General features: G+C 66.4%; 22 protein-coding genes. 6 read left to right on the forward strand and 16 right to left on the reverse strand.

The window, feature by feature from the left end; all coding sequences use genetic code 11:
• Window positions 1-91: 91 nt before the first annotated feature.
• The 6 genes from atpA to OC373_RS16640 form a co-directional block, all read right to left on the reverse strand.
• The gene (atpA, locus tag OC373_RS16615) at window positions 92-1,639 is read right to left on the reverse strand and encodes a F0F1 ATP synthase subunit alpha (RefSeq protein ID WP_019183634.1); all 1,548 of its coding nucleotides are present in this window, start codon (window positions 1,637-1,639) and stop codon (window positions 92-94) included.
• A gap of 44 nt (window positions 1,640-1,683) precedes the next feature.
• Window positions 1,684-2,211 (reverse strand): F0F1 ATP synthase subunit delta, encoded by a 528-nt coding sequence (locus tag OC373_RS16620; protein ID WP_261998115.1) that lies wholly within the window; start codon window positions 2,209-2,211, stop codon window positions 1,684-1,686.
• Between the two features lie 3 nt (window positions 2,212-2,214).
• Window positions 2,215-2,685 carry a F0F1 ATP synthase subunit B gene (locus OC373_RS16625; RefSeq protein ID WP_019183632.1) on the reverse strand — a complete coding sequence of 157 codons (471 nt, stop codon included), beginning with the start codon at window positions 2,683-2,685 and terminating at the stop codon, window positions 2,215-2,217.
• Between the two features lie 111 nt (window positions 2,686-2,796).
• Entirely contained in the window at window positions 2,797-3,099 is a 303-nt protein-coding gene (gene atpE, locus OC373_RS16630) for a F0F1 ATP synthase subunit C (protein ID WP_017354883.1), read from the reverse strand.
• A 66-nt stretch (window positions 3,100-3,165) separates the two neighbouring features.
• Complete coding sequence (gene atpB, locus OC373_RS16635) at window positions 3,166-3,960, reverse strand: F0F1 ATP synthase subunit A (protein WP_046273137.1); 795 nt, start codon at window positions 3,958-3,960, stop codon at window positions 3,166-3,168.
• 33 nt (window positions 3,961-3,993) lie between these two features.
• On the reverse strand, window positions 3,994-4,362 hold the full coding sequence (locus tag OC373_RS16640) for a hypothetical protein (protein WP_026069845.1): 369 nt from the start codon (window positions 4,360-4,362) through the stop codon (window positions 3,994-3,996).
• A gap of 542 nt (window positions 4,363-4,904) precedes the next feature.
• On the opposite strand from OC373_RS16640, the gene OC373_RS16645 reads away from it, so the two are divergent.
• Window positions 4,905-5,723 (forward strand): hypothetical protein, encoded by an 819-nt coding sequence (locus tag OC373_RS16645; RefSeq protein ID WP_070425993.1) that lies wholly within the window; start codon window positions 4,905-4,907, stop codon window positions 5,721-5,723.
• Between the two features lie 309 nt (window positions 5,724-6,032).
• On the opposite strand, the gene lpdA is transcribed toward OC373_RS16645, so the two are convergent.
• The 4 genes from lpdA to OC373_RS16665 all read right to left on the reverse strand — a co-directional run bounded on the left by lpdA (window position 6,033) and on the right by OC373_RS16665 (window position 10,266).
• Window positions 6,033-7,844, reverse strand: a complete 1,812-nt coding sequence (lpdA, locus tag OC373_RS16650; RefSeq protein ID WP_019183627.1) for a dihydrolipoyl dehydrogenase — start codon at window positions 7,842-7,844, stop codon at window positions 6,033-6,035.
• A 17-nt stretch (window positions 7,845-7,861) separates the two neighbouring features.
• Window positions 7,862-8,059: a hypothetical protein gene (locus tag OC373_RS16655; protein WP_102789368.1), complete on the reverse strand. Its 198-nt coding sequence runs from the start codon at window positions 8,057-8,059 to the stop codon at window positions 7,862-7,864.
• Between the two features lie 81 nt (window positions 8,060-8,140).
• On the reverse strand, window positions 8,141-9,544 hold the full coding sequence (gene aceF / locus OC373_RS16660) for a dihydrolipoyllysine-residue acetyltransferase (protein WP_070425996.1): 1,404 nt from the start codon (window positions 9,542-9,544) through the stop codon (window positions 8,141-8,143).
• A 200-nt stretch (window positions 9,545-9,744) separates the two neighbouring features.
• Window positions 9,745-10,266 (reverse strand): DNA-deoxyinosine glycosylase, encoded by a 522-nt coding sequence (locus tag OC373_RS16665; RefSeq protein ID WP_261998116.1) that lies wholly within the window; start codon window positions 10,264-10,266, stop codon window positions 9,745-9,747.
• A 192-nt stretch (window positions 10,267-10,458) separates the two neighbouring features.
• On the opposite strand from OC373_RS16665, the gene OC373_RS16670 reads away from it, so the two are divergent.
• The 3 genes from OC373_RS16670 to glpK all read left to right on the forward strand — a co-directional run bounded on the left by OC373_RS16670 (window position 10,459) and on the right by glpK (window position 14,282).
• The gene (locus OC373_RS16670; RefSeq protein WP_019183623.1) at window positions 10,459-11,091 is read left to right on the forward strand and encodes an OmpW family outer membrane protein; all 633 of its coding nucleotides are present in this window, start codon (window positions 10,459-10,461) and stop codon (window positions 11,089-11,091) included.
• Window positions 11,092-11,241: 150 nt separating this feature from the next.
• Window positions 11,242-12,735, forward strand: a complete 1,494-nt coding sequence (gene glpD / locus OC373_RS16675) for a glycerol-3-phosphate dehydrogenase (protein ID WP_261998117.1) — start codon at window positions 11,242-11,244, stop codon at window positions 12,733-12,735.
• 47 nt (window positions 12,736-12,782) lie between these two features.
• Window positions 12,783-14,282, forward strand: coding sequence for a glycerol kinase GlpK (gene glpK / locus OC373_RS16680; RefSeq protein ID WP_046273134.1), 1,500 nt, complete (start codon window positions 12,783-12,785; stop codon window positions 14,280-14,282).
• Window positions 14,283-14,354: 72 nt separating this feature from the next.
• On the opposite strand, the gene OC373_RS16685 is transcribed toward glpK, so the two are convergent.
• Window positions 14,355-15,149 (reverse strand): MetQ/NlpA family ABC transporter substrate-binding protein, encoded by a 795-nt coding sequence (locus OC373_RS16685; RefSeq protein ID WP_261998118.1) that lies wholly within the window; start codon window positions 15,147-15,149, stop codon window positions 14,355-14,357.
• Window positions 15,150-15,262: 113 nt separating this feature from the next.
• A complete protein-coding gene (locus OC373_RS16690) occupies window positions 15,263-16,228 on the reverse strand; it encodes a YafY family protein (protein WP_019183619.1) in 966 nt (321 codons plus the stop codon).
• Window positions 16,229-16,318: 90 nt separating this feature from the next.
• Between OC373_RS16690 and OC373_RS16695 the strand changes: the two genes are divergently transcribed.
• Both OC373_RS16695 and OC373_RS16700 read left to right on the forward strand, forming a co-directional pair.
• The gene (locus tag OC373_RS16695) at window positions 16,319-16,930 is read left to right on the forward strand and encodes a hypothetical protein (RefSeq protein WP_261998119.1); all 612 of its coding nucleotides are present in this window, start codon (window positions 16,319-16,321) and stop codon (window positions 16,928-16,930) included.
• 121 nt (window positions 16,931-17,051) lie between these two features.
• A complete protein-coding gene (locus OC373_RS16700; protein ID WP_019183617.1) occupies window positions 17,052-17,828 on the forward strand; it encodes a DUF481 domain-containing protein in 777 nt (258 codons plus the stop codon).
• Between the two features lie 102 nt (window positions 17,829-17,930).
• On the opposite strand, the gene hemC is transcribed toward OC373_RS16700, so the two are convergent.
• The 4 genes from hemC to OC373_RS16720 all read right to left on the reverse strand — a co-directional run bounded on the left by hemC (window position 17,931) and on the right by OC373_RS16720 (window position 21,372).
• On the reverse strand, window positions 17,931-18,842 hold the full coding sequence (gene hemC, locus OC373_RS16705; protein ID WP_261998120.1) for a hydroxymethylbilane synthase: 912 nt from the start codon (window positions 18,840-18,842) through the stop codon (window positions 17,931-17,933).
• A 74-nt stretch (window positions 18,843-18,916) separates the two neighbouring features.
• Window positions 18,917-19,645 carry a LytTR family DNA-binding domain-containing protein gene (locus OC373_RS16710; protein ID WP_019183615.1) on the reverse strand — a complete coding sequence of 243 codons (729 nt, stop codon included), beginning with the start codon at window positions 19,643-19,645 and terminating at the stop codon, window positions 18,917-18,919.
• Window positions 19,646-19,655: 10 nt separating this feature from the next.
• Window positions 19,656-20,702, reverse strand: a complete 1,047-nt coding sequence (locus tag OC373_RS16715; RefSeq protein WP_070426004.1) for a histidine kinase — start codon at window positions 20,700-20,702, stop codon at window positions 19,656-19,658.
• A 4-nt stretch (window positions 20,703-20,706) separates the two neighbouring features.
• Window positions 20,707-21,372 (reverse strand): carboxylesterase, encoded by a 666-nt coding sequence (locus OC373_RS16720; protein ID WP_172838074.1) that lies wholly within the window; start codon window positions 21,370-21,372, stop codon window positions 20,707-20,709.
• Window positions 21,373-21,438: the final 66 nt, after the last annotated feature.

Here is a 21,438-nt window from a genome sequence, read left to right on the forward strand (position 1 = left end):
CGGGGCACAGGCCCCGCGTTTGACGTAGAGCGGAGCGTTGCTCCGCTGCTTTCAGCCCAGCGGAGCAACGCTCCGCTCTACAGGACCGGTATTACCAGCTGCCGGTGGTCTTGAACTCGGTGATGCCCTTCTTGAAGGCAGCTTCGATGTCATTGTCCCAGCCGCCGGTCGCGTTGATCTTGCTGATCAGCTCGCCCTGGGTGTTGGCGAAGTGCGCATGCAGACCTTCTTCCAGCGCCAGCAGCTTGTTGACCGGCACGTCGTCGAGGTAACCCTCGTTGACGGCGTAGATCGACAGCGCCTGGTTGGCGATGGACATCGGGGCGTACTGCTTCTGCTTCATCAGCTCGGTGACGCGCTGACCGCGCTCGAGCTGCTTGCGGGTGGCTTCGTCCAGGTCCGAGGCGAACTGCGCGAAGGCTGCCAGTTCACGGTACTGGGCCAGCGAGATACGGATGCCGCCGGACAGCTTCTTGATGATCTTGGTCTGGGCCGCACCACCGACGCGCGACACCGAGATACCGGCGTTCACGGCCGGGCGGATACCCGAGTTGAACAGATCGGTTTCCAGGAAGATCTGGCCGTCGGTGATCGAGATCACGTTGGTCGGCACGAAGGCCGAGACGTCACCGGCCTGGGTTTCGATGATCGGCAGCGCGGTGAGCGAGCCGGTCTTGCCCTTGACGGCACCGTCGGTGAACTTCTCCACATACTCTTCGGACACGCGGGCAGCGCGCTCGAGCAGGCGGGAGTGCAGGTAGAACACGTCACCCGGGTAGGCTTCACGGCCCGGCGGGCGCTTCAGCAGCAGCGAGATCTGGCGGTAGGCGACAGCCTGCTTGGACAGATCGTCGTACACGATCAGCGCGTCTTCGCCGCGGTCCATGAAATACTCGCCCATGGTGCAGCCCGAGTAGGCGCTGATGTACTGCATCGCGGCCGATTCGGACGCGGTCGCAGCGACCACCACGGTGTGCGCCAGGGCGCCGTTCTCTTCCAGCTTGCGCACGATGTTGGCCACGGTCGAGGCCTTCTGGCCGATCGCGACGTACACGCACTTGATGCCGGTTTCTTTCTGGTTGATCACCGCATCGATGGCCAGGGCGGTCTTGCCGGTCTGGCGGTCACCGATGACCAGCTCGCGCTGGCCGCGACCGATCGGGATCATCGAGTCGACGGACTTGTAACCGGTCTGCACCGGCTGGTCGACCGACTTGCGCCAGATCACGCCCGGCGCAACGCGCTCCACCGGCGCGGTGGCCTTGGCCGCGATCGGGCCCTTGCCATCGATCGGCTCACCGAGCGCGTTCACGACGCGGCCCAGCATTTCCGGACCGACCGGCACTTCCAGGATGCGGCCGGTGGTCTTGGCGACGTCGCCTTCGCGCAGGTGCTCATAGCCACCCAGGACCACGGCGCCGACCGAGTCGCGCTCCAGGTTCAGGGCCAGGGCGAAGGTGTTGTTCGGCAGTTCGATCATTTCGCCCTGCATCACGTCGGCCAGACCGAAGATGCGCACGATGCCGTCGGACACGCTGGTCACGGTGCCTTCGTTGCGCGATTCCGCGGCCAGCTTGACCTTCTCGATGCGGTTCTTGATCAGTTCGCTGATTTCGGAGGGGTTGAGCGTGGTTGCCATCGTCAAGTCCTAGTGCCGGCAATCACGCCGGACGTTAAATGAATTCAGTTAGCGAGCGCGGTCTGCAGGCGCGACAGCTTGCCCTTGAGCGAGCCATCGATGACCACATCGCCGGCGTCGATCACGGCACCGCCGATCAGCGACGCATCGAGCGCGGTCGTCACGTCCACCTCGCGGCCGAAGCGCTTGCGCAGCGCGGCCTTGATGGCGTCCAGTTCGGCGCCGGACAGTTCGGTGGCCGAGGTCACCGTGGCCTTGACCACGTGTTCGGCTTCAGCGCGCAGCTGGTCGTACATGCCGGCGATTTCCGGCAGCAGCGGCAGACGGTGCGCATCGGCCAGGATGGCCAGGAAGCGACCGAAGGTCTCGCTGGACGATTCCGGCACCAGCATCGCGACGGCATCGTCGCGGTCCAGTTCCGGGTTCGACAGCAAGGCCGCCACGCGCGGGTCGGCAGCTACGTGGGCGGAGAACGCAAGCGCGTCCGACCACGGCGCGAACGTGCCTTCGTCGCGCGCGGTCGCGAACGCGGCGCGGGCATACGGGCGTGCAAGCGTGAGGGCCTGGCTCATCGATCAGATCTCCGAGGCCAGCTCGTCGAGCAGCGCCTTGTGGGCGTTGGCGTCGATTTCGCGCTTGAGCAGCTTTTCGGCACCGCTCACGGCCAGGGCGGACACCTGCTTGCGCAGATCTTCACGGGCACGGTTGGCGGCAGCTTCGATCTCGGCGTGGGCCAGGTCTTTCTGGCGGTTGGCTTCGACGATGGCTTCATTCTTGGCGGCATCAACGATCTGGTTGGCGCGTGCGTGGGCCTGATCGATGATCTCGTTGGCCTTGGTGCGCGCATCCTTCAGTGCATCGTTGACCTTTTCCTGCGCCTGGGCCAGATCCTTCTGGCTGCGGTCGGCAGCGGCGAGGCCTTCAGCGATCTTCTGCTGACGCTCTTCGATGGCGTTCATCAACGGCGGCCAGATCTTGGTCGCGATGATCCAGATCAGACCGGCAAACGCCAGTCCCTGGGCAACGAGGGTAAAACCGATATCCATGGGGTTCGCTCAATCGGGGGTGACGGGGTGGATGGGCCGCCTTGGCGGCGCATCCGATCCTTCATCCGCGATCAGGCGCACACGGCGCCTGATCGTTTCGCTGTTGCTGGATTAACCAGCAACCTGCGGCAGGCGTGCAACGAACTCGCCGATCATCGGGTTGGCGAAGGCCAGCAGCAGGCCGACGGCGACCGAGATGATGAACGCGGCGTCGATCAGGCCGGCGGTGATGAACATGCGGACCTGCAGAACCGGAATCAGTTCCGGCTGACGGGCAGCCGATTCCAGGAACTTACCGGCCATGATGGCCAGACCGAGACCGGCACCCAGCGCGGCCAGGCCGATCATGATGCCGACGGCGAGGACGGTGGAGCTCTGGACTTGGGCGAGGTTGGTCAGGACGGCGAAGTACATGGTTTTCTCCTGGAACTTTGAATAGCTAAGGGTTTAGAAACAAACGGATGAAGGGTGAAGCGAAACTCAGTGAGCGTCTTCCGACAGGCTCAGGTACACGATGGACAACATCATGAAGATGAACGCCTGCAGCGGAATCACCAGCAGGTGGAACAGCATCCAGCCCAGGCCGAATGCACCGCCTGCGATGGCACCGGCGATACCCGCACCGCCCAGCACCCAGATCAGCAGGAAGACGATTTCGCCGCCGAACATGTTGCCGAACAGTCGCATCGCCAGCGAAATCGGCTTGCTCAGCCACTCGACGATGTTGAGGATCAGGTTGAACGGCATCATCCACTTGCCGAACGGCGCGGTCAGGAATTCCTTGGTGAAACCACCCAGGCCCTTGGAACGCAGCGCGAAGAACAGCATCAGGAAGAACACGCTGATCGACATGCCCAGGGTGGCATTGACGTCGGCGGTGGGGACCGGCTTCCAGTACGGCACGCCGAGGGCTTCCAGCGGCATGGCGATGAAGTCGGCCGGGATCATCTTGATGAGATTCATCATGAGGATCCAGAAGAACAGGGTGATCGCGATCGGGGTCACCAGCTTGCTGGTGCCGTGGTAGGTGTCCTTGGCCTGGCGGTCAACGAACTCCAGGCAGATCTCGACGAACGCCTGCCACTTGCCCGGGACGCCGGCGGTGGCCTTGCGGGTTGCCATCCAGAAGCCGAACACCATCAACAGGCCCATCAGGACCGAAGTCACGATGGTGTCGACGTGGATCGCCCAGAAACCACCTTCCTGCATATGGAACGTCAGGTTGTGCAGGTGATGTTGGATGTAGGAGGTGGGTGTCAGCGCCTCGCCTGCCATGTGTCCGGAACCTTGAGTTAAATGAAAATTGGATCAGCGCCTGGCCAGAGCCAGGACCTGGAACATCAATCCGACGGCGATACCGGCCAGCAGCGCCAATGCAGGCAGCTTGAAGACCAGGAAACCCACCATCAGGACGCCGAATACGAGCACCCACTTTGCCACGACCGCCAGAATCAGGCGGGTCATCGCCGAGCCTGCGGCCTGCACCCCACCCCCCAGCGCCATCCGCGCAGCCACCCAGCCGGCCGCCGAAACCGCCACGCCGGAGAGCAACGCCCCCAGGGCTGCCTTCGGGCCTCCCCACAGCAGCAGGGCCAGAGCCAGGACAGCCACTGCAACGAGCGGGTAAACCGCTGCGCGCAGCATCAGTCGCCGACCCGCGTCAACGGAGTTCAGCACGTGAATGTCCTGCATGGTTGTGAGTAGGAAAGGCCGAGGTCGCAAGCTAGCGCCTCGTCGAGCCGCCAAATTATAGCAATGGGACAATTTGAGAGACAACCGCTGCCTGTTCATCCCGGATGTAAGCCCGCCGTTGGCGGCTCTTGCGAACCTGTTCCACCACCGGGCCAATCCCACTGCGCAAAGCGACACGCGATGCGGCGGTGCAACATATTGAACTTTGGTCGCAAGGTCCGGTCATAACGACCAGCCTGCCGTTGAATCCTCGTCGGCGTCCCGCGCGCAGGCCAGTACAGGGTGGCCCCGCAGCCCTCTCCGGGGCCACCCTCTTTTTGCGGCCTGCGGCGCTGGCGGCCGGGTCGAACAACGCTGGCGGCTAACGCGTGTAACGCGGTCCGGCCCCGGAACCGGCCAGCAAACCGCCCTGCGGTAAGCCAAAGTGCATGAACGGTACACACAGCCTCCACCATACCTTCACGAATGGTGGACGTCGCAGTGGGCAATGTGACGCCACATCACTAGAACCACCGCAAGGACCCCCGATGCGCCCGATGCTCTCCCTGCTTGCCGTGCCAGTCGCACTGGCCGCGCTTTCCTACGCCGCTCCGTCCCACGCTGCCGAAGGCGATGACCGCTTCGCCCTGCGCCTGGGTGCGATGCAGATCGATTCGGACAACACGATCCGCGGCAACACCAACATCGCTGGCCAGGATGTGGGCTTCTCCGAAGATTTCGGCCTCGGTGGCAAGGAATGGGAGCCGCGCGTGGACGGCATGTTCCGCATCAGCAACCGCCAGCGCCTGCTGTTCAACTACTTCAAGTACGACAAGGATCGCCGCGAGACCCTCGACCAGGGTGTGAGCTTCGGCGATACCAACGTGCCGGCCGGCAGCTTCATCAAGGGTGAGCTGAAGTATCAGGTCGCCAGCCTGGTGTACGACTACTCGGTGGTGGACACCGACACGTTCGACCTCGGCCTGCAGCTGGGTGCCGAGTACGCCAAGGTGAGCACCAAGGCTTACGCGGATGTCGGTGATCTGTACCAGGGCGAGTTCCTGGACGAGAAGGCCGACGGTGTCGCCCCGGTGGTTGGTGCACGCCTGAGCTTCACCCCGTCCGAGAAGTGGATGATCACCTTCCAGGGCCAGTACCTGAACACCAAGTGGGGCAACTTCGATGATTACGACGGCGACCTGAGCCGCGCCAATGCGATCGTCGATTACCGCTTCACCAAGAACTTCGGCGTGTTCGCCGGCTACGACTGGTTCAAGCTCGACGTCGATCAGACCGGCAGCGATGGCACGATCGGTCTGAAGCAGGAGTTCAAGGGTCCGGTGGCAGGCGTCAGCTTCGTCTTCTAAGCCCTTCGCAACACCTCTCTCCAAGCGCGGCCTCCGGGATATCGGGGGCCGCGTTTTTTTTGCGCTTTGGTTTTTGGGGAGCCACGGTGGGTGGGCTGGCGGTCGGGCACGGATACCCTGTCGGGCGAATGTCCCCCGGCGACGGCCTGTGGCCGTCACCTCCTCCTTGATTTCGCCCCACAGGGTATCCGTACCCGCCTCGACAAATTCCGGTGGTGGCCTGCAGGAGAGCGCCAGGCGCCCGAGCGAAGCTGGATCGACAACACCAGAAACAAAAAACCCCGGCTTTCGCCGGGGTTTTTCGTTGCATTACTTCTTCTTCGGCATGTACAGATCGGTGATCGTGCCGTCGTAGATTTCCGCGGCCATCGCCACCGATTCGCTCAGCGTCGGATGGGCGTGGATGGTGTGGCCGATGTCTTCGGCCTCCGCACCCATCTCGATCGCCAGGCCGATCTCGGCCAGCAGATCACCCGCATGCACGCCGACAATGGCGCCACCGATGATGCGGTGGGTTTCTTCGTCGAAGATCAGCTTGGTGAAGCCCTCGGTACGGCCGATGCCGATCGCGCGGCCGCTGGCGGCCCACGGGAACTTGGCCACGCCGACCTTCAGGCCCTTGGCCTTGGCTTCGGTTTCGGTCACGCCAACCCACGCGATTTCCGGGTTGGTGTAGGCCACCGACGGAATCACGCGCGCCACCCATTCCTTCTTCTCGCCGGCGGCCACTTCCGCGGCCAGCTTGCCCTCGTGCGTGGCCTTGTGGGCCAGCATCGGGTTGCCGACGATGTCGCCGATCGCAAAGATGTGCGGCACGTTGGTGCGCATCTGGCGGTCGGCCGGGATGAAGCCACGGTCGGTGACCTGCACGCCGGCCTTCTCGGCATCGATCTTCTTGCCGTTCGGCGAGCGGCCCACGGCGACCAGCACGCGGTCGAAGGTGGTTGCCTCCAGACCCGGCTTTTCGCCTTCCACGGCGGCTTCGAAGGACACGGTGATGCCGGCCTTGTCGGCCTTGACGTCGGTCGCCTTGGTCTTCAGGTGCACCACGATGCCCTGCTTCTTCAGGCGGTCGGCCAGCGGCTTGACCAGGTCCTTGTCGGCGCCCGGCATCAGCTGGTCCATGAATTCGACCACGGTCACTTCACTGCCCAGCGCGCCGTACACGGTCGCCATTTCCAGGCCGATGATGCCGCCACCGACCACCAGCAGCTTGCCCGGCACGTCGGCCAGTTCCAGCGCATCGGTGGAGTCCATGACGCGCTTGTCGTCCCACGGGAAGTTCGGCAGCTTCACTGCCTGCGAGCCGGCAGCGATGATGCACTGCTCGAAGCGCAGCAGCTGGGTCTTGCCGTCGTCGCCGACGATCTCCAGCTCGTTGGCCGAGACGAACTTCGCCAGGCCCTGCACGGTGCGCACCTTGCGCTGCTTGGCCATGCCGGCCAGGCCCTTGGTCAGCTGGGTGACCACCTTTTCCTTGTAGCTGCGCAGCTTGTCCAGGGTGATGGTCGGCTTGCCGAACTCGACGCCGAAATCACCGGCATGGGCAACTTCATCGATCACTGCGGCGGCATGCAGCAGCGCCTTGGACGGGATGCAGCCCACGTTGAGGCAGACGCCACCGAGGCTGGCATAACGTTCCACCAGTACGGTGTCCACGCCCAGATCGGCCGAGCGGAAAGCAGCGGTGTAACCGCCCGGGCCGGCGCCCAGCACCACCATCTTGCACTCGATGTCGGCCGGCTTGCCCGAGGACAACGCCGGCTGCGGCGCGGCCGGTTCGGCCGGGGCGCGGTGCGAGGGGGTCACCGGCGGCTTGCTGGCCGGTGCGTCGGCCTTGGGTGCCTCGGCCTTGGCCGGCGCGGCCGGTGCAGCCGCCTCACCTTCAGCCTCCAGCAGCAGTACCACATCGCCTTCGGAGAGGTTGTCGCCGAGCTTGACCTTGATTTCCTTGACCACGCCAGCAGCCGACGAGGGCACTTCCAGCGTTGCCTTGTCCGATTCCAGCGTGACCAGACCCTGGTCCTTCTTCACCGTGTCACCCACGGCGACCAGCAGTTCGATCACCGGGACACCGCTGTAATCGCCGATGTCGGGAACCTTGATTTCAATTGCGGCCATTCGTGTTCTCCTGGTGCTCAGCCGGCCTTGCCGCCGAGCAGTTGCTGCAGTTCTTCGAGCGACTCGTCCAGATCTTTCCAGCGACGGTCGAGCTTCTTTTCCCTGGTGTCGCTGGCCTGGATCGGCAGCGCCACCTGTTTCATCATCCGCCGGCCCGCACCACACGCCAGGCCGGTGCCGCTGTAACGCTGGCCCTCCACGGTGGAGGACCGCACGTTATCGTCCAGCACCGGCGCCCTGCGCTCGCTGCACCATCGGCAGCGCCATCAGCAGCCCGGCCAGGACCAGGCCCTGCTTCACAGCAGGACGCGCCGCATGTCGGCCAGCACCTGCGAGAGGTAGGTGGTGAAGCGGGCGGCCAGCGCGCCATCGATGACGCGGTGGTCATAGCTCAGCGACAGCGGCAGCATCAGCTTCGGCGCGAACTCTTTGCCGTTCCAGACCGGCTGGATCGACGACTTGGACACGCCCAGGATGGCCACTTCCGGTGCATTGACGATCGGGGTGAACGCAGTGCCACCAATGCCGCCCAGCGAGCTGATCGAGAAGCAGCCACCGCTCATGTCCGCCGGGCCGAGCTTGCCGTCACGCGCCTTCTTGGCCAGTTCGCCGGATTCCTGCGCGATCTGCACCACGCCCTTCTTGTCGACATCGCGGATCACCGGCACGACCAGGCCGCTCGGCGTATCGGCCGCGAAGCCGATGTTGAAGTACTTCTTCAGGGTCAGGTTCTCGCCGCTGGCATCCAGCGAAGCGTTGAACTCCGGGAACTTCTTCAGCGCCGCGGCACTGGCCTTGACCAGGAAGGCGAGCATGGTCAGCTTGATGCCGGCCTTCTCGTTTTCCTTGTTCAGGGCCACGCGCAGGGCTTCCAGCTCGGTGATGTCAGCCTGCTCGAACTGGGTGACGTGCGGAATCATCGCCCAGTTGCGGGCCAGGTTCGCGCCCGAAATCTTCTTGATGCGCGACAGCGGCTGGACCTCGACCTCACCGAACTTGCTGAAGTCGACCTTCGGCCAGGCCAGCAGGTTCAGGCCGCCACCGGCCGCCACCGTGCCGCCAGCGGCAGCGCCGCCGCCGGCCAGGGCCGACTTGACGAACTTCTGCACGTCGGACTTGGTGATGCGGCCACCCTTCTCGGTGCCGCTCAGCTGGTTCAGGTCCACGCCCAGCTCGCGGGCGAACACGCGCACGGCCGGCGATGCGTAGGGCACCTTCTGCGGCAGCACGCTGTCGGCGTTGAAGGCGACCGGCGGGCTGGTCGGCGAGCCGCCCGACGGGGCAGCAGCGGCCGGGGCCGGCTGGGTCGGCTTGGCGGCGGACTGTTCGATGTCACGGGCGGCCAGCTTGTCCGGCTCGGCCGGGGCGGCGACGGGCTCGACCTTGGTCGCGGTCTCGGCCGCTTCGGTCTTGGCGGCCGGGGCCGGGGCAGCAGCAGCGGCCGGCGCGACGGCCTCTTCGCTGACTTCGATCAGGGCCACGAGCTTGCCCTCGGAGAGGTTGTCGCCGACCTTGACCTTGATTTCCTTGACGATACCGGCCACCGAGGACGGCACTTCCATCGTGGCCTTGTCCGATTCCAGCGTCACCAGACCCTGGTCTTTTTTGACGGTATCTCCAACGGCGACCAGCACCTCGATTACCGGGATATCGCTGTAGTCACCGATATCGGGGACAAGTGCTTCCTTGATTTCGGCCATGGGGAAAACTCCGGCAATCTGGTGTAGGGAATCGCCTATTGTGGGGGTATCGCGCGCCAGCGCCAACCGGCTTGGCGAATTTTCCGCCCCCCTGTCCCGGGACAGGCTGTTGCAGGCATCTGCTTTGGCCGGATTCGGCTTGGCACAGTGCAAAGCGGAATTTTCCAGTCGGTACCGTATTGTCCGCCGCTGTCCCCGCCTCAGCGGCGCACGGCATCGACCAGCGGCTGCCACGCCTGTACCAGCCGGGGCAGCGGCCAGGCCGCATTGGCGGGGCTGGTGGAGGGCAGCGACCAGACCGGCAACGCCTGCGCCGGTCCGACAAGCGCGGGCGCGATGAACCGCTGGAACGCGCGGTAGGCGGTGCCGCCATTGCAGGCGATCGCGCACAGCGAGGGCAGTCCCTCGATCAGTGCGCCCAGCGCATTGGGGACTTCACTGCCACGCACGATCGACGCATCCAGGCTGCCGCGTCGTTCGCACCGCCCGATCACATCCCACACGCCCACGCCGGTCGCGTTCAATGCATGCATGCGATCGGGATAAGGAACCGTTGCGTCGATCCCGCACAGCACGCCCATCAACGGCCAGAAACGATTGCGCGGATGCGCGTAGTACTGCGCGGCCTGCAGCGACGCCACGCCGGGCATCGAGCCGAGCACAAGCACGCGGCATCCTGCATTCAGCTGCGCAGGAAAGCCGATGCAGCGTGTTGTTTCCATCACACGGTCACCAGATGCATGAATGTCGGAGGTTGCATGATCGCCCGGAAATACAGCGGTTTCGCACTGATCGCTGAATGGAAACAACTAAAATTTAACGCGCGTCGGATGCGATTCATATTGCGGGGACTACGGTTGCCTCGCCCCACAACACCGGGGCCCAGAACAAAAACATCCTGAGGAGATTCCCCCATGCGCTCCATCCGTACTCTGACCCTGGCTACCCTGACTGCTCTTGCTTTTGCGCCGGCTGCTTTCGCGCAGGACAGCACCGTTGATACCGCGTCCGGCAAGCACTTCGCCGTGGTCGGCGGCGTCTCGCTGCTGCAGCCGAAGAACGACCCGCTGGACGGCGTGCGCAAGGTGGACGGTGGCCCGGCCCCGACCCTGAGCTTCAGCTACTACATCAACGACAACTGGGCCGTGGAACTGTGGGGCGCAGCGGACAAGTTCGACCACCGCGTGCGCGGCACCGATGGCGCCCGCCTGGGCACCGTCGAGCAGCAGCCGATCGCGCTGAGCGGCCAGTACCACTTCGGCCAGGCCGACAACGTGTTCCGTCCGTTCGTGGGCGCCGGTTACTACGAGTCCAACTTCAGCAATGAAGACCTCGCCAGCGACATCGGCCACATCGGTGTGAAGACCGCCAAGGGCGCGATCGGCACCGTCGGCGTGGACATGAACATCAACAGCACCTGGTTCGCCCGCGCCGATGCCCGCTACATGCATTCGCGCCCGGAACTGACCGTCAACGGCGAAGGCACCGGCGACAAGGCCAAGCTGGACCCGTGGACCGTGGGCTTCGGCATCGGCGCGCGCTTCTAAGCACGCCTTTTTCCGCACCACGCAGTACGCACAACGGGCCCCTTGCGGGCCCGTTGTCGTTGTGGGGCCCGCGACTTTCATCGGGCGTTGCCGACCACTGCCCGACACTGGCCACCACGGCGGACCACGCCGATCCGCCCCGGGGAGCCGATGCGCGAGTCCTTCGACATGCTGGTGGTGGGCGGCGGCATCAATGGCGCCGGGATCGCGCGGGATGCAGCCGGTCGCGGGCTCTCGGTCTGCCTGTGCGAGCAGGATGACCTGGCCGCCCACACCTCCAGCGCCAGTACCAAGCTGATCCACGGTGGCCTGCGCTACCTGCAGCAGGGTGAAGTCGCGTTGGTGCGCAAGGCGCTCAACGAACGCGAAACGCTGCGCCAGCTTGCCCCGCACCTCATTGCCCCGACCACGTTCGTGCTGCCGCATGTGCGCCATCTGCGCCCGGCCTGGATGCTGCGTGCCGGCCTGTGGCTGTACGACCACCTGGGCCGCGCCAATCCGCATTTCCCGCCCTCGCAGCGCATCGACCTGCGACGCGATCCCCGCGGCGAGATGTTGCAGCCGGCCTACCGGACCGGCTTCACGTATGCGGACGCCCGCGTCAACGATGCGCGGCTGGTGGTGCTCAACGCACTGGATGCACACGAGCGCGGTGCCGATATCCGCACCCGCACCCGCTGCGAACAGTTGATCCGCCACCGCGACCACTGGTGGGCGGTGCTGCGTACGGCCAGCGGCGACGTGCAGCGCATCCGCGCCCGCTGCGTGGTCAACGCCAGCGGCCCCTGGGCCGGCACGGTGCTGCAGCGCGCGGGGCTGGATGCACCGCTCGGGCTGCGGCTCGTGCAGGGCAGCCACCTGGTGGTGCCTCGCCTGTTCGCACATGACAGCGCCTACCTGTTCCAGCAGCCCGACCAGCGCGTGGTGTTCGCGATCCCGTTCGAGCAGGACTTCACCCTGATCGGCACCACCGACACCGATTACGACGGTGATCCAGCGTGGGTCAAACCGCGCGCGGAGGAGCAGGCCTATCTGCTTGATGCGGTGAACCGGTTCCTGCGCGTGCCGGTCGAGGCCGATGACATCGTCTGGCGCTACAGCGGCGTGCGCCCGCTGCTGGCCGATCATCATCGCGCTGCATCGCAGGTCACCCGCGATTACCGGCTGGAGCTGGACACCGCCGGCGCCCCGCTGCTGAGCGTGCTGGGCGGCAAACTCACCACGTATCGCGCATTGGCCGAGGAAGCGCTTGGGCGCCTGTCACCCTCGCTGCCGGCGATGGGAGCGGCCTGGACGGCCGGCGGGCCACCCCTGCCCGGTGGCGACGGTGGCAACGCGGTACAGGTGGCTGAGACCCTGCAGCGCGATCATCCTCACCTGCCCCCTGCCCTGCTCCAGCGCCTGGCCGCCAGCTACGGCACGCGGGCGATCGGCCTGCTGGCCGGCGCCCAGACACGCGACGCATTGGGCCAGGACCATGGCGGCGGCCTGCACGAGCGCGAGCTGGACTACCTGATCACGCACGAATGGGTACGCACCGCCGAGGACGTGCTGTGGCGCCGCAGCCATCTCGGCCTGCGGCTGGACGCTGCACAGCGCGAGGCCCTGGCGGCCACCGTGCAGGCGCGCGTTTCGATGCCGTAGGCTGTATGTCTGTCACGCCTCACGGCATCGATTCCACGGAGCAGACCATGGACAAGCACTACGTGCTCGCCATCGACCAGGGCACGACCAGTTCGCGCGCCATGCTGTTTGATCGTGCCGGGCGCATCGCCGGCAGCGCGCAGCGCGAGTTCACCCAGATCTTCCCGCAGCCGGGCTGGGTCGAGCACGATCCGCGCGAGATCCTGACCAGCGTCTACACCACGATCACCGAACTGTTGAACCGCCACCAGGTGGACCCGCGCACGATCGCCGGGATCGGCATCACCAACCAGCGCGAGACCACCGTGGTCTGGGACAAGGCCACCGGCCAGCCGATCCACAACGCGGTGGTATGGCAGTCGCGGCAGAGCCATGCAATCTGCGAGCAGCTCAAGGCCGACGGCCACGAGCCGCTGATCCGGCGCAGGACCGGGCTGCTGATCGATGCCTATTTTTCCGCGACCAAGATCCGCTGGATCCTCGATCACGTCGAGGGCGCGCAGGCACGTGCCGAACGCGGCGAGCTGCTGTTCGGCACCATCGACAGCTGGCTGATCTGGAACCTCAGTGGCGGCCAGGCGCACGTCACCGATGTAACCAATGCCGCGCGCACGCTGCTGTTCGATATCCATGCGCTGCAGTGGGACGATGAGCTGCTGGCGCTGTTCAACATTCCGCGCGCGATGCTGCCGCAGGTCCGCAGCTCCAGCGAGGTGTATGCCACCACCCAGGCGCAGTTCTTTTTCGACCAGCACCTGCCCATCGCCGGCATCGCAGGGGATCAGCAGGCCGCGCTGTTCGGCCAGGCCTGCTTCGAGCCGGGCATGGCCAAGAACACCTACGGCACCGGCTGTTTCATGCTGATGAACACCGGCGACAAGGCGGTGGTATCCGAAAACGGACTGCTCACCACCATCGCCTGGGGCATCGATGGCCGCGTGGAATACGCACTGGAAGGCTCGATCTTCGTCGCCGGCTCGGTGGTGCAGTGGCTGCGCGACGGGCTGCGCATGTTCGGCAAATCCAGCGATTGCCAGGCGTACGCCGAGCGGGCCGCCGACAACGGTGGCGTGTACCTGGTGCCGGCGTTCGTGGGACTGGGCGCACCGTACTGGCGCAGCGATGTGCGTGGCGCGATGTTCGGCCTGACCCGCGGCACCACCAAGGAACACTTCATCCGCGCGGCGGTGGAATCCATGGCGTACCAGACCCGCGATGTGCTGGCGGCGATGCAGGCCGATGCGGGCATCGAGCTGAAGGAACTGCGTGCCGATGGCGGTGCGATCGCCAATGACTTCATGGCGCAGTTCCAGAGCGACATCCTGGGGGTGCCGGTGCTGCGCCCGCAGGTGGCCGAGACCACCGCGCTGGGCGCCGCGTATCTGGCCGGGCTGGCCACCGGTTTCTGGAGCAGCCGGGCGGAGATCGCCGAACAGTGGGCGGTGGACCGCCGCTTCACCCCGCAGATGCCGGCGGATCAGCGCGAGGCGCTGTACCGCGGATGGCAGCAGGCGGTGGAAGCGACGATGGGCTTCCGCGTGGGGTGACGCCCGCGTCGGCGATCATTGGCGCGCGGGCGCGGCCAGCCACGCATGGCGTGGCGCTACCGCGGGTGCCGGTCAGAACGCGGGGAGGACGGCGCCCTTGTACTTCTCGGCGATGAAGGCCTTCACTTCCGGGCCGGTCAGGGCCTTGGCCAGCTGCTGTACGCGGGCATCGTCCTTGTTGTCCGGGCGGGCAACGAGGAAGTTCACGTACGGCGAATCCTTGCTTTCGATCGCCAGCGCATCCTGGGTCGGGTTGAGCCCGGCATCCAGCGCGTAGTTGGTGTTGATCAGGGCCAGATCGACCTGGTCCAGCACGCGCGGCAGCATCGCCGAGTCCAGCTCGCGGAACTTGAGCTGCTTCGGGTTGGCGGTGATGTCGCGCTGGGTCGCCAACGCATTGGTCGGGTCCTTGAGCGTGATCACGCCGGCCTTGTGCAGCAGGATCAGTGCGCGGCTGTTGTTGCTCGGGTCGTTGGGGATCACCACGTCGGCGCCGTTGGGCAGCGCATCGAGCGATGTGAATCGGCGCGAGTACGCACCGAAGGGCTCGATATGCACGCCGATCACCTTGACCAGGTCGGTCTTGCGGTCGCGGTTGTAGGCGTCCAGGTAGGGCTCGGTCTGGAAGTAGTTCACGTCGACCTGCTTCTGCACCAGCTGGTCATTGGGCTGCACGTAATCGTTGAACACGCGCACATCCAGGGTCAGCCCCTCCTTCTCCAGGATCGGCTTGACCACGGCGAGGATCTCGGCGTGCGGCACCGCGGTGGCCGCGACCACCAGCTTCTGGGAATCATGGGCCGGCTTGCCACAGGCGGACAGGGCCAGCGAGGCGGCAAGCAACGGGAGCAGCAGGTACTTTTTCATGGGGGCAGCGGAATCCGTAGGGGCAGCAACGCCCCACGATACCGCACGCCCCGGCCCTTGCGGAATCCGGGGCATATGACCCCACGGCATGAGCCGATGCCGGCCGGGCCGGCTTACTCGTAGCTGGTCAGCGCCAGGGCCAGCAGGGCCTTGGCCTGTTCGCGCAGCATCACCGGCTCGACGATCTCCGCGTCCGAGCCGTAGTGCAGCACGTCCATCAGCAGCTCACGCGAGACGCTGTAAGGCAGTTTCAGCTCGTAGCGGCCATCGGGCAGGAAACGGCCCTGCTGCTTGGAATGCCAATGCTCATCGGCCACCCAGCGTGCGGCCTTGGCACTGAAGACGATCGTGGCCCAGCCCTTGGGCGGTCCGGAGAAGATGCCGTAGCTGGCGCCCAGCTGCTCGTCCAGCTCGCTCTCATCCACATCGCGCGCGGTGGTATCGATCACGCGGGCCTTGTAGATGCGGTCCACGGCGAAGCTGCGCAGGCCTTCGCGGCCGTGGTCCCACGCATCCAGGTACCAGTTGTCGCGGTAGTGGGTCATGCGCTGCGGCGACACGGTGCGCTGGGTCGCCTCGTCGGTGGAGCGGGCCCGGTACTCGAAGGCCAGCTGCTTGCGCTCCAGCACCGCCGAGGCCACTGCGCGGAAGCTGGCCTCATCGAATTTGCGCCCGCGGTGCGGAATCACCCGGACCCGGTCGACCGGCCAGCTGGAGACACCGGCCTGCGCCGCCAGCAGCCCTTCGATGCGCTGCTGCAGCGGGGCCAGCACCGAGGACAACACGCCGCCGCCCGTGCGCGAGAGCAGGTGCTGGGAGGCCAGCAGCGCGTGCAGTTCTTCCGAGCTCAGCCACAAGCCCGGCAGCTCGAAGCGGTCGCTTTCGTCGGCCTGGTAGCGGAAGCCCGCCTCGCCATCGCCTTCCACCGGCGCCATCAGCGCGTCGCGCAGGAAAGCCAGGTCGCGGTAGACAGTCGCGCGGGAACACTCCAGTTTTTCCTGCAGGGCCGCCACCGTTACCGGGTAACGGGCGGACTTGAGCAGGCGATGCAGGGCGTTGATGCGTTCATATCGGTCCATGACCCGATTATGTCCGAGTCGCCGTCGTTGTGGCGGCTTCGGCTGCATCTTCGGCTATCGTGGGGCCCCCATCGCCTGCTGCCGCCCGTCATGCGCCTGTTGCCCGCCCTTGCCCTGTCCGCCGCCGCCCTGCTGCCCAGCGGCTGCGGGCGCACTGAAACGCCGGTGGCTGCGGTGCCTGCCGCGACCGCACCGGCCGCCGACCCGGTCGGCACGGTGCTGGCCGCCAGCCAGCGCTTCGGCCAGCTGCGCAGCTTCCATGCGGTGATGAAGATGCAGGGCCCGCGCGCGGTGGAGGCGCAGATGGACTATGTGGCCCCGGACCGCTACCGCCTCGTCACCGAGGATGGCCCGCAGACCATCATCGGCGGCACCTTCTTCCTGCAGCGTGCCGGCGAAGTGCGCCAGATCCCGGTGCCCGAAGGGATGCTGGCCCAGTGGCGCAATCCGTTGCCCGCCGATCTGGAGCCGGCGCAGCTGCAGGTGCGCGACCTCGGCGAAGAACGCGCCGGCGGCCAGCGCGCACACAAATACGAGGTGCGCCACGCGACCGCAGCGCCCGATGGCCTGCTGTACTGGGTCAATGCGCAGGGCCTGCCGGTGCAGATCGAGCGCAAGGGCCAGACCAACGGGCAGCCGTTCCGGATCACGGTGACCTACTCGCGCTTCGACGACGCCTCGCTGCGGATCGATATTCCCTGAACAGGGGCGAGGCCGAACGGGTCCTAAAGCCCCGGCCCATCGCCGAATGTGACGTGGAACGCATCAAGTATCATCCCCCCCTTGTTGTCCCTCCCCCTTGTCCGATCACGGAGAACCGTTGATGTCCCTGCGCGTTTCGTTGCTTGTTCCCCTGCTGCTCTGCGCCCCGGCGGTTTATGCACAGGACGTTGCCGAACTGGCGGCGATGACCTCCCCCTGGAGCGGCAGTGGCGGCGAACTGGGCTTTGCCTCGGCCCGCGGCAACAGCAATACCGAGAGCTTCAACGGTCGTCTGCGCCTGCGCTACACCGATGATGACTGGGTGCACAGCATGGACCTGTTCGGCCTGCGCTCGCGCTCGGAGTACACCGATACCAACGACGACGGCACCACCATCCGCCGCCGCAACACCACCGCCAACCGCTACACCGGCAGCGCCGGCAGCGCGCTGCAGCTGGGCGAACACCGCCAGATCACCGCCACGGTGCGTTACGAGCGCGACGATTTCGCCACCTACGACCGCCAGAGCTCGTTCGGTCTCGGTTACGGCACCCGGATCATCGACGCCGAGCGCTTCTACATGGACGCGCAGATCGGTCCGGGTGTGCGCCGTACCCACAACACCGAAGACGACTCGACCCGTACCGGCCTGATCGGCCGCGGCCTGTTCGATCTCAAGTACACGCTGACCCCGAACACCGACCTGGTGAACACGCTGCTGGTCGAATCGGGCTCGTACAACACCTTCGCGCAGAACGATTTCGGCGTATCGGTGAGCATGAACGAGCATCTGGCGCTGAAGGCCGGCTGGCAGGCGCGTCACAACAGCGACGTCGCCGATGACAAGCGCAAGACCGACACGCTGACCACGATGAACGTGGTCTACAAGTTCAAGTAATCGCTGCGGGCGCCGATGCGCCCGCCATCGTGACGTAGTGCCGGCCGCTGGCCGGCTAGCCGGGAACCTCGCGCGACCTGGATTGCCGGCCAGCGGCCGGCACTACACCGCGAGCAGCTCCCCGGCGCCGGCATCGAGCAGGCCGCGCGCGACGCGCTGGCCCAGCGTCTCCGGATCACTGGCCGGGCCCCGCGCTTCCGCGCGCACGATGCGGCCATCGGCAACACCGCCGACCAGGCCCTGCAGGAACAGATTCTCCCCTTCCCACTGCGCGAACCCCGCTACCGGCACATGGCAGCTGCCGTGCAGCGCGCGGTTCATGGCGCGCTCGGCTTCGACGCAGGCACGCGTGTCGGCATCGTCCAGCGCAGCGAACAGGCCCATCACCGCCGCGTCCTCGCCGTTGCACTCCACCGTGACCGCGCCCTGCGCCGGGGCCGGCAACCAGTCCGGGGCGGCCAGGCGCGCCACGATGCGGTGGCCCAGGCCCAGGCGTTCCAGCCCGGCGACCGCCAGCACGATCGCGTCGTAACCGCCGTTGTCGAGCTTGGCCAGGCGCGTGTTGACGTTGCCGCGCAGGTCCTGCAGCTCCAGATCCGGGCGCAGCGCGCGCAGCTGGGCCTGGCGGCGCAGCGACGAGGTGCCCACCCGGGCGCCGATCGGCAATGCCTCCAGCGAGGCGTACAGATTTGAAATGAACCCGTCGGCCGCGTCATGACGGGTCAGCATGGCTGGCAGCGCGAAGGGCGCGTCCAGTTCCATCGGCACGTCCTTGAGCGAGTGCACGGCGCAATCCGCTTCGCCACGCAGCATCGCCAGTTCCAGTTCCTTGAGGAACAGGCCCTTGCCGCCGATCGCCGCCAGCGAGCGGTCCAGCACCTCATCGCCGCGGGTGCTCATCGGGATCAGCACCACCTCCAGCCCCGGGTGCGCCTGGCGCAGGCGGTCGGCGACGTATTCGCTCTGCCACAGGGCAAGCGGGCTCTTTCGGGTGGCGATGCGCAGGGTCTTCATGGCGCCATTATCGACGCACGGAGGCATATCGACCAACGGTGAGCGCCTGCCAGACCCGATGGGATCCCCGTGGCCTACAGGTGTTTGAGGTCCTGCTTGAGGCTGGCCACGCAGCGGCGGCTGACTTCCAGCGGCCCGTGGCCATGGCGCAGCACCGCCTGGACCTGGCCTGCGCCATTTCGTCGCAGCTCCACCAGTTCGTGCCGGGCGACCAGGCAATTGCGATGGATGCGCACGAATCGAGTGCCGAATTCTTCTTCCAGCGACTTCAGCGATTCTTCCAGCAGGTCTTCGCCGCGCGCGTGGTGCACGACGACGTATTTCTCTTCGGCCTGCAGGTAATGGATGTCCTCGACCGGGATCAGCCGCAGGCTGCCGCGCAGGCGCGCGCACAGCAGCGTGCGCGCCTGCTGGCTGGCGGCGGTCGCCGGGCCGCTGCGGCCGGCCAGGAAGGTCCGCGCCCGTTCAAGGGCGGCAGCCAGGCGCTCGGGGCGCACCGGCTTCATCAGGTAATCGATGGCCGCCGCTTCGAACGCGGACAGCGCATGCGCGTCGTACGCGGTGCAGAACACCACGGCCGGGCGGGGTTCGAAGGTCGCCAGATGGCGTGCGGCCTCCAGCCCGTCCAGGCCGGGCATGGCGATATCGAGCAGGACCAGGTCCGGTTGCAGTTCGGCGCAGGCATGCAGCGCCTGTTCGCCGTTCTCGGCCTCGGCCACCACCTCGATGCCGGCCTGGTCGGCAAGCAGGGAGCGCAGGCGCTCGCGGGCCAGCGGTTCGTCGTCGGCGATCACCACCTTCAAGACAGTTTCCTCACTGGACCGGGACCGTGATTTCGCAAGCATAGTAGCCGTCGGCCCACGCCCCCGTCATCCGCGCGGCCGGGCCGAAGCGCCAGGCCAGGCGGTGGGCGATGTTGCGTTGTGCGTGGCCTGCGCCCTGCAGCAGCGGCAGCCCGCGGGTGGCCGGATCCGGCGCCGGGTTGCGCACCCGGATGCGCAGCTGGGTGCCGTCGCTGGACAGCGCCAGCACGATCGTGCCGCCGGCAGGCACCCGTGAGATGCCGTGCAGCACCGCGTTCTCGACCAGCGGTTGCAGCACCAGCCGCGGCATCGGCAACGACCATGGCAACGGCTCGTCGCGCAGCCAGATCACCTTCAGGCGTTCGCCCAGGCGCAGCGATTCGATCGACAGATACTGCTCGGCCAGTTCGCACTCGGCCTGCAGGGTGGAGTCGCCATCGCCGGCACCCAGCGCGGCACGGAACAGGTCGGACAAGTCCAGGACCGCGCGCTCGGCCACGTCCGGATCGCGGCGCAGCAGGCTGGCGATCAGGTTCATGCTGTTGAAGAGGAAATGCGGCCGGATCCGCGCCTGCAGCGCATCGGCCTGGGCCCGTGCATTGGCCAGCATCTGCGCGCTGCCACGATCACTGACGTAGAAGTAGCGCAGCGCCAGTGCGCTGATCAATGCGGTCATCGCCGCGCTGCCCAGCGTGAACCGCCAGAAGCCGACGGTCTGGGCGAAGCTGCCGCCGCCGATCACCCCGTACAACGCATGCACGATCGCCGCGCACGCGCCGGCGATCAGGCCGGTCATCATCACCACCAGCACCATGCCCGGCACCTCGGGCAGGCGCGAGAGCATGGCGCGCACGCTGCACAGGCTGACCGTCACTGCCAGCGCCAGCCACAACGCGAAGCCGCTGGCGGACAGGAAGTCCGGCAGCGTCCAGTGGCGGCTGCCATCGGGTGCCAGCGCCACCACCACGACCACCAGCTCGGCCAACCCGAGCATCGCCGCCAGTCGCGGCAGGCGGCACAGCTCGGGCAACCAGGACTGCTGGCGCGGGTCGTTCATGGCGTCAGGCGGCCAAGCGCGCCTCGAGCCAGTTGCCCAGTGCGTCGAGCTCGTCGGCACAGACCTGGTGGGCCATCGTATAGGTGTGCCACTCCACCGGCAGGCCGAGCGCGCCCAGCGTCTGTGCGGTGTGCTCGGCGATCGCCACCGGAATCACCGGATCCTGCGTGCCATGGGCCATGAACACCGGCACGCTGATCGCACCGGCCACGCGCGCAGCCGCAGCCTTGGCCGGGTCGGGCAGATAGGTCGACAGCGCGATCAGCCCGGCCAGCGGACGGGTGCGGCGCAGCAGTGCGCTGAGGATCACCGCCCCGCCCTGGGAGAAGCCGGCCAGCAGGATGCGCTCGGCCGGAATGCCGCGGGCGATCTCGCGCTCGATCAGCAGTTCCAGTTCCACGATCGAGGCATCCACGCCGGCGCTGTCGGCGCGCGAGCGGAAATCCATGCTGACGATGTCGTACCACGCGCGCATCGGCACGCCGTTGTTGATCGTGATCGGCTGCACCGGCGCATGCGGGAACACGAAGCGGATCGCCGGCCAGTGCGGGCGCACCAGCTCGGGCACGATCGGGGCGAAGTCATGGCCATCGGCACCCAGGCCATGCAGCCACAGCACCGACCACTGCGGGTCGGCGCCGGTTTCGTTTTCCACGGTATCCAGCATCAGGCGGCTCCAGTACGTTCAAGCCGCATTATGACCGCGCCCCGCTGCAATGGGGCGCTGATCGCGGCA

The organism is Stenotrophomonas sp. Ste96, from assembly GCF_024519495.1.
GTDB lineage: Bacteria > Pseudomonadota > Gammaproteobacteria > Xanthomonadales > Xanthomonadaceae > Stenotrophomonas > Stenotrophomonas bentonitica_A.

Coding starts and splice junctions, on each gene's coding strand:
- atpA (WP_019183634.1), bottom strand. CDS start 1,639: ATGGCAACCACGCTCAACCCCTCCGAAATCAGCGAACTGATCAAGAAC.
- OC373_RS16620 (WP_261998115.1), bottom strand. CDS start 2,211: ATGAGCCAGGCCCTCACGCTTGCACGCCCGTATGCCCGCGCCGCGTTC.
- OC373_RS16625 (WP_019183632.1), bottom strand. CDS start 2,685: ATGGATATCGGTTTTACCCTCGTTGCCCAGGGACTGGCGTTTGCCGGT.
- atpE (WP_017354883.1), bottom strand. CDS start 3,099: ATGTACTTCGCCGTCCTGACCAACCTCGCCCAAGTCCAGAGCTCCACC.
- atpB (WP_046273137.1), bottom strand. CDS start 3,960: ATGGCAGGCGAGGCGCTGACACCCACCTCCTACATCCAACATCACCTG.
- OC373_RS16645 (WP_070425993.1), top strand. CDS start 4,905: ATGCGCCCGATGCTCTCCCTGCTTGCCGTGCCAGTCGCACTGGCCGCG.
- lpdA (WP_019183627.1), bottom strand. CDS start 7,844: ATGGCCGCAATTGAAATCAAGGTTCCCGACATCGGCGATTACAGCGGT.
- aceF (WP_070425996.1), bottom strand. CDS start 9,544: ATGGCCGAAATCAAGGAAGCACTTGTCCCCGATATCGGTGACTACAGC.
- OC373_RS16665 (WP_261998116.1), bottom strand. CDS start 10,266: ATGGAAACAACACGCTGCATCGGCTTTCCTGCGCAGCTGAATGCAGGA.
- OC373_RS16670 (WP_019183623.1), top strand. CDS start 10,459: ATGCGCTCCATCCGTACTCTGACCCTGGCTACCCTGACTGCTCTTGCT.
- glpD (WP_261998117.1), top strand. CDS start 11,242: ATGCGCGAGTCCTTCGACATGCTGGTGGTGGGCGGCGGCATCAATGGC.
- glpK (WP_046273134.1), top strand. CDS start 12,783: ATGGACAAGCACTACGTGCTCGCCATCGACCAGGGCACGACCAGTTCG.
- OC373_RS16685 (WP_261998118.1), bottom strand. CDS start 15,149: ATGAAAAAGTACCTGCTGCTCCCGTTGCTTGCCGCCTCGCTGGCCCTG.
- OC373_RS16690 (WP_019183619.1), bottom strand. CDS start 16,228: ATGGACCGATATGAACGCATCAACGCCCTGCATCGCCTGCTCAAGTCC.
- OC373_RS16695 (WP_261998119.1), top strand. CDS start 16,319: ATGCGCCTGTTGCCCGCCCTTGCCCTGTCCGCCGCCGCCCTGCTGCCC.
- OC373_RS16700 (WP_019183617.1), top strand. CDS start 17,052: ATGTCCCTGCGCGTTTCGTTGCTTGTTCCCCTGCTGCTCTGCGCCCCG.
- hemC (WP_261998120.1), bottom strand. CDS start 18,842: ATGAAGACCCTGCGCATCGCCACCCGAAAGAGCCCGCTTGCCCTGTGG.
- OC373_RS16715 (WP_070426004.1), bottom strand. CDS start 20,702: ATGAACGACCCGCGCCAGCAGTCCTGGTTGCCCGAGCTGTGCCGCCTG.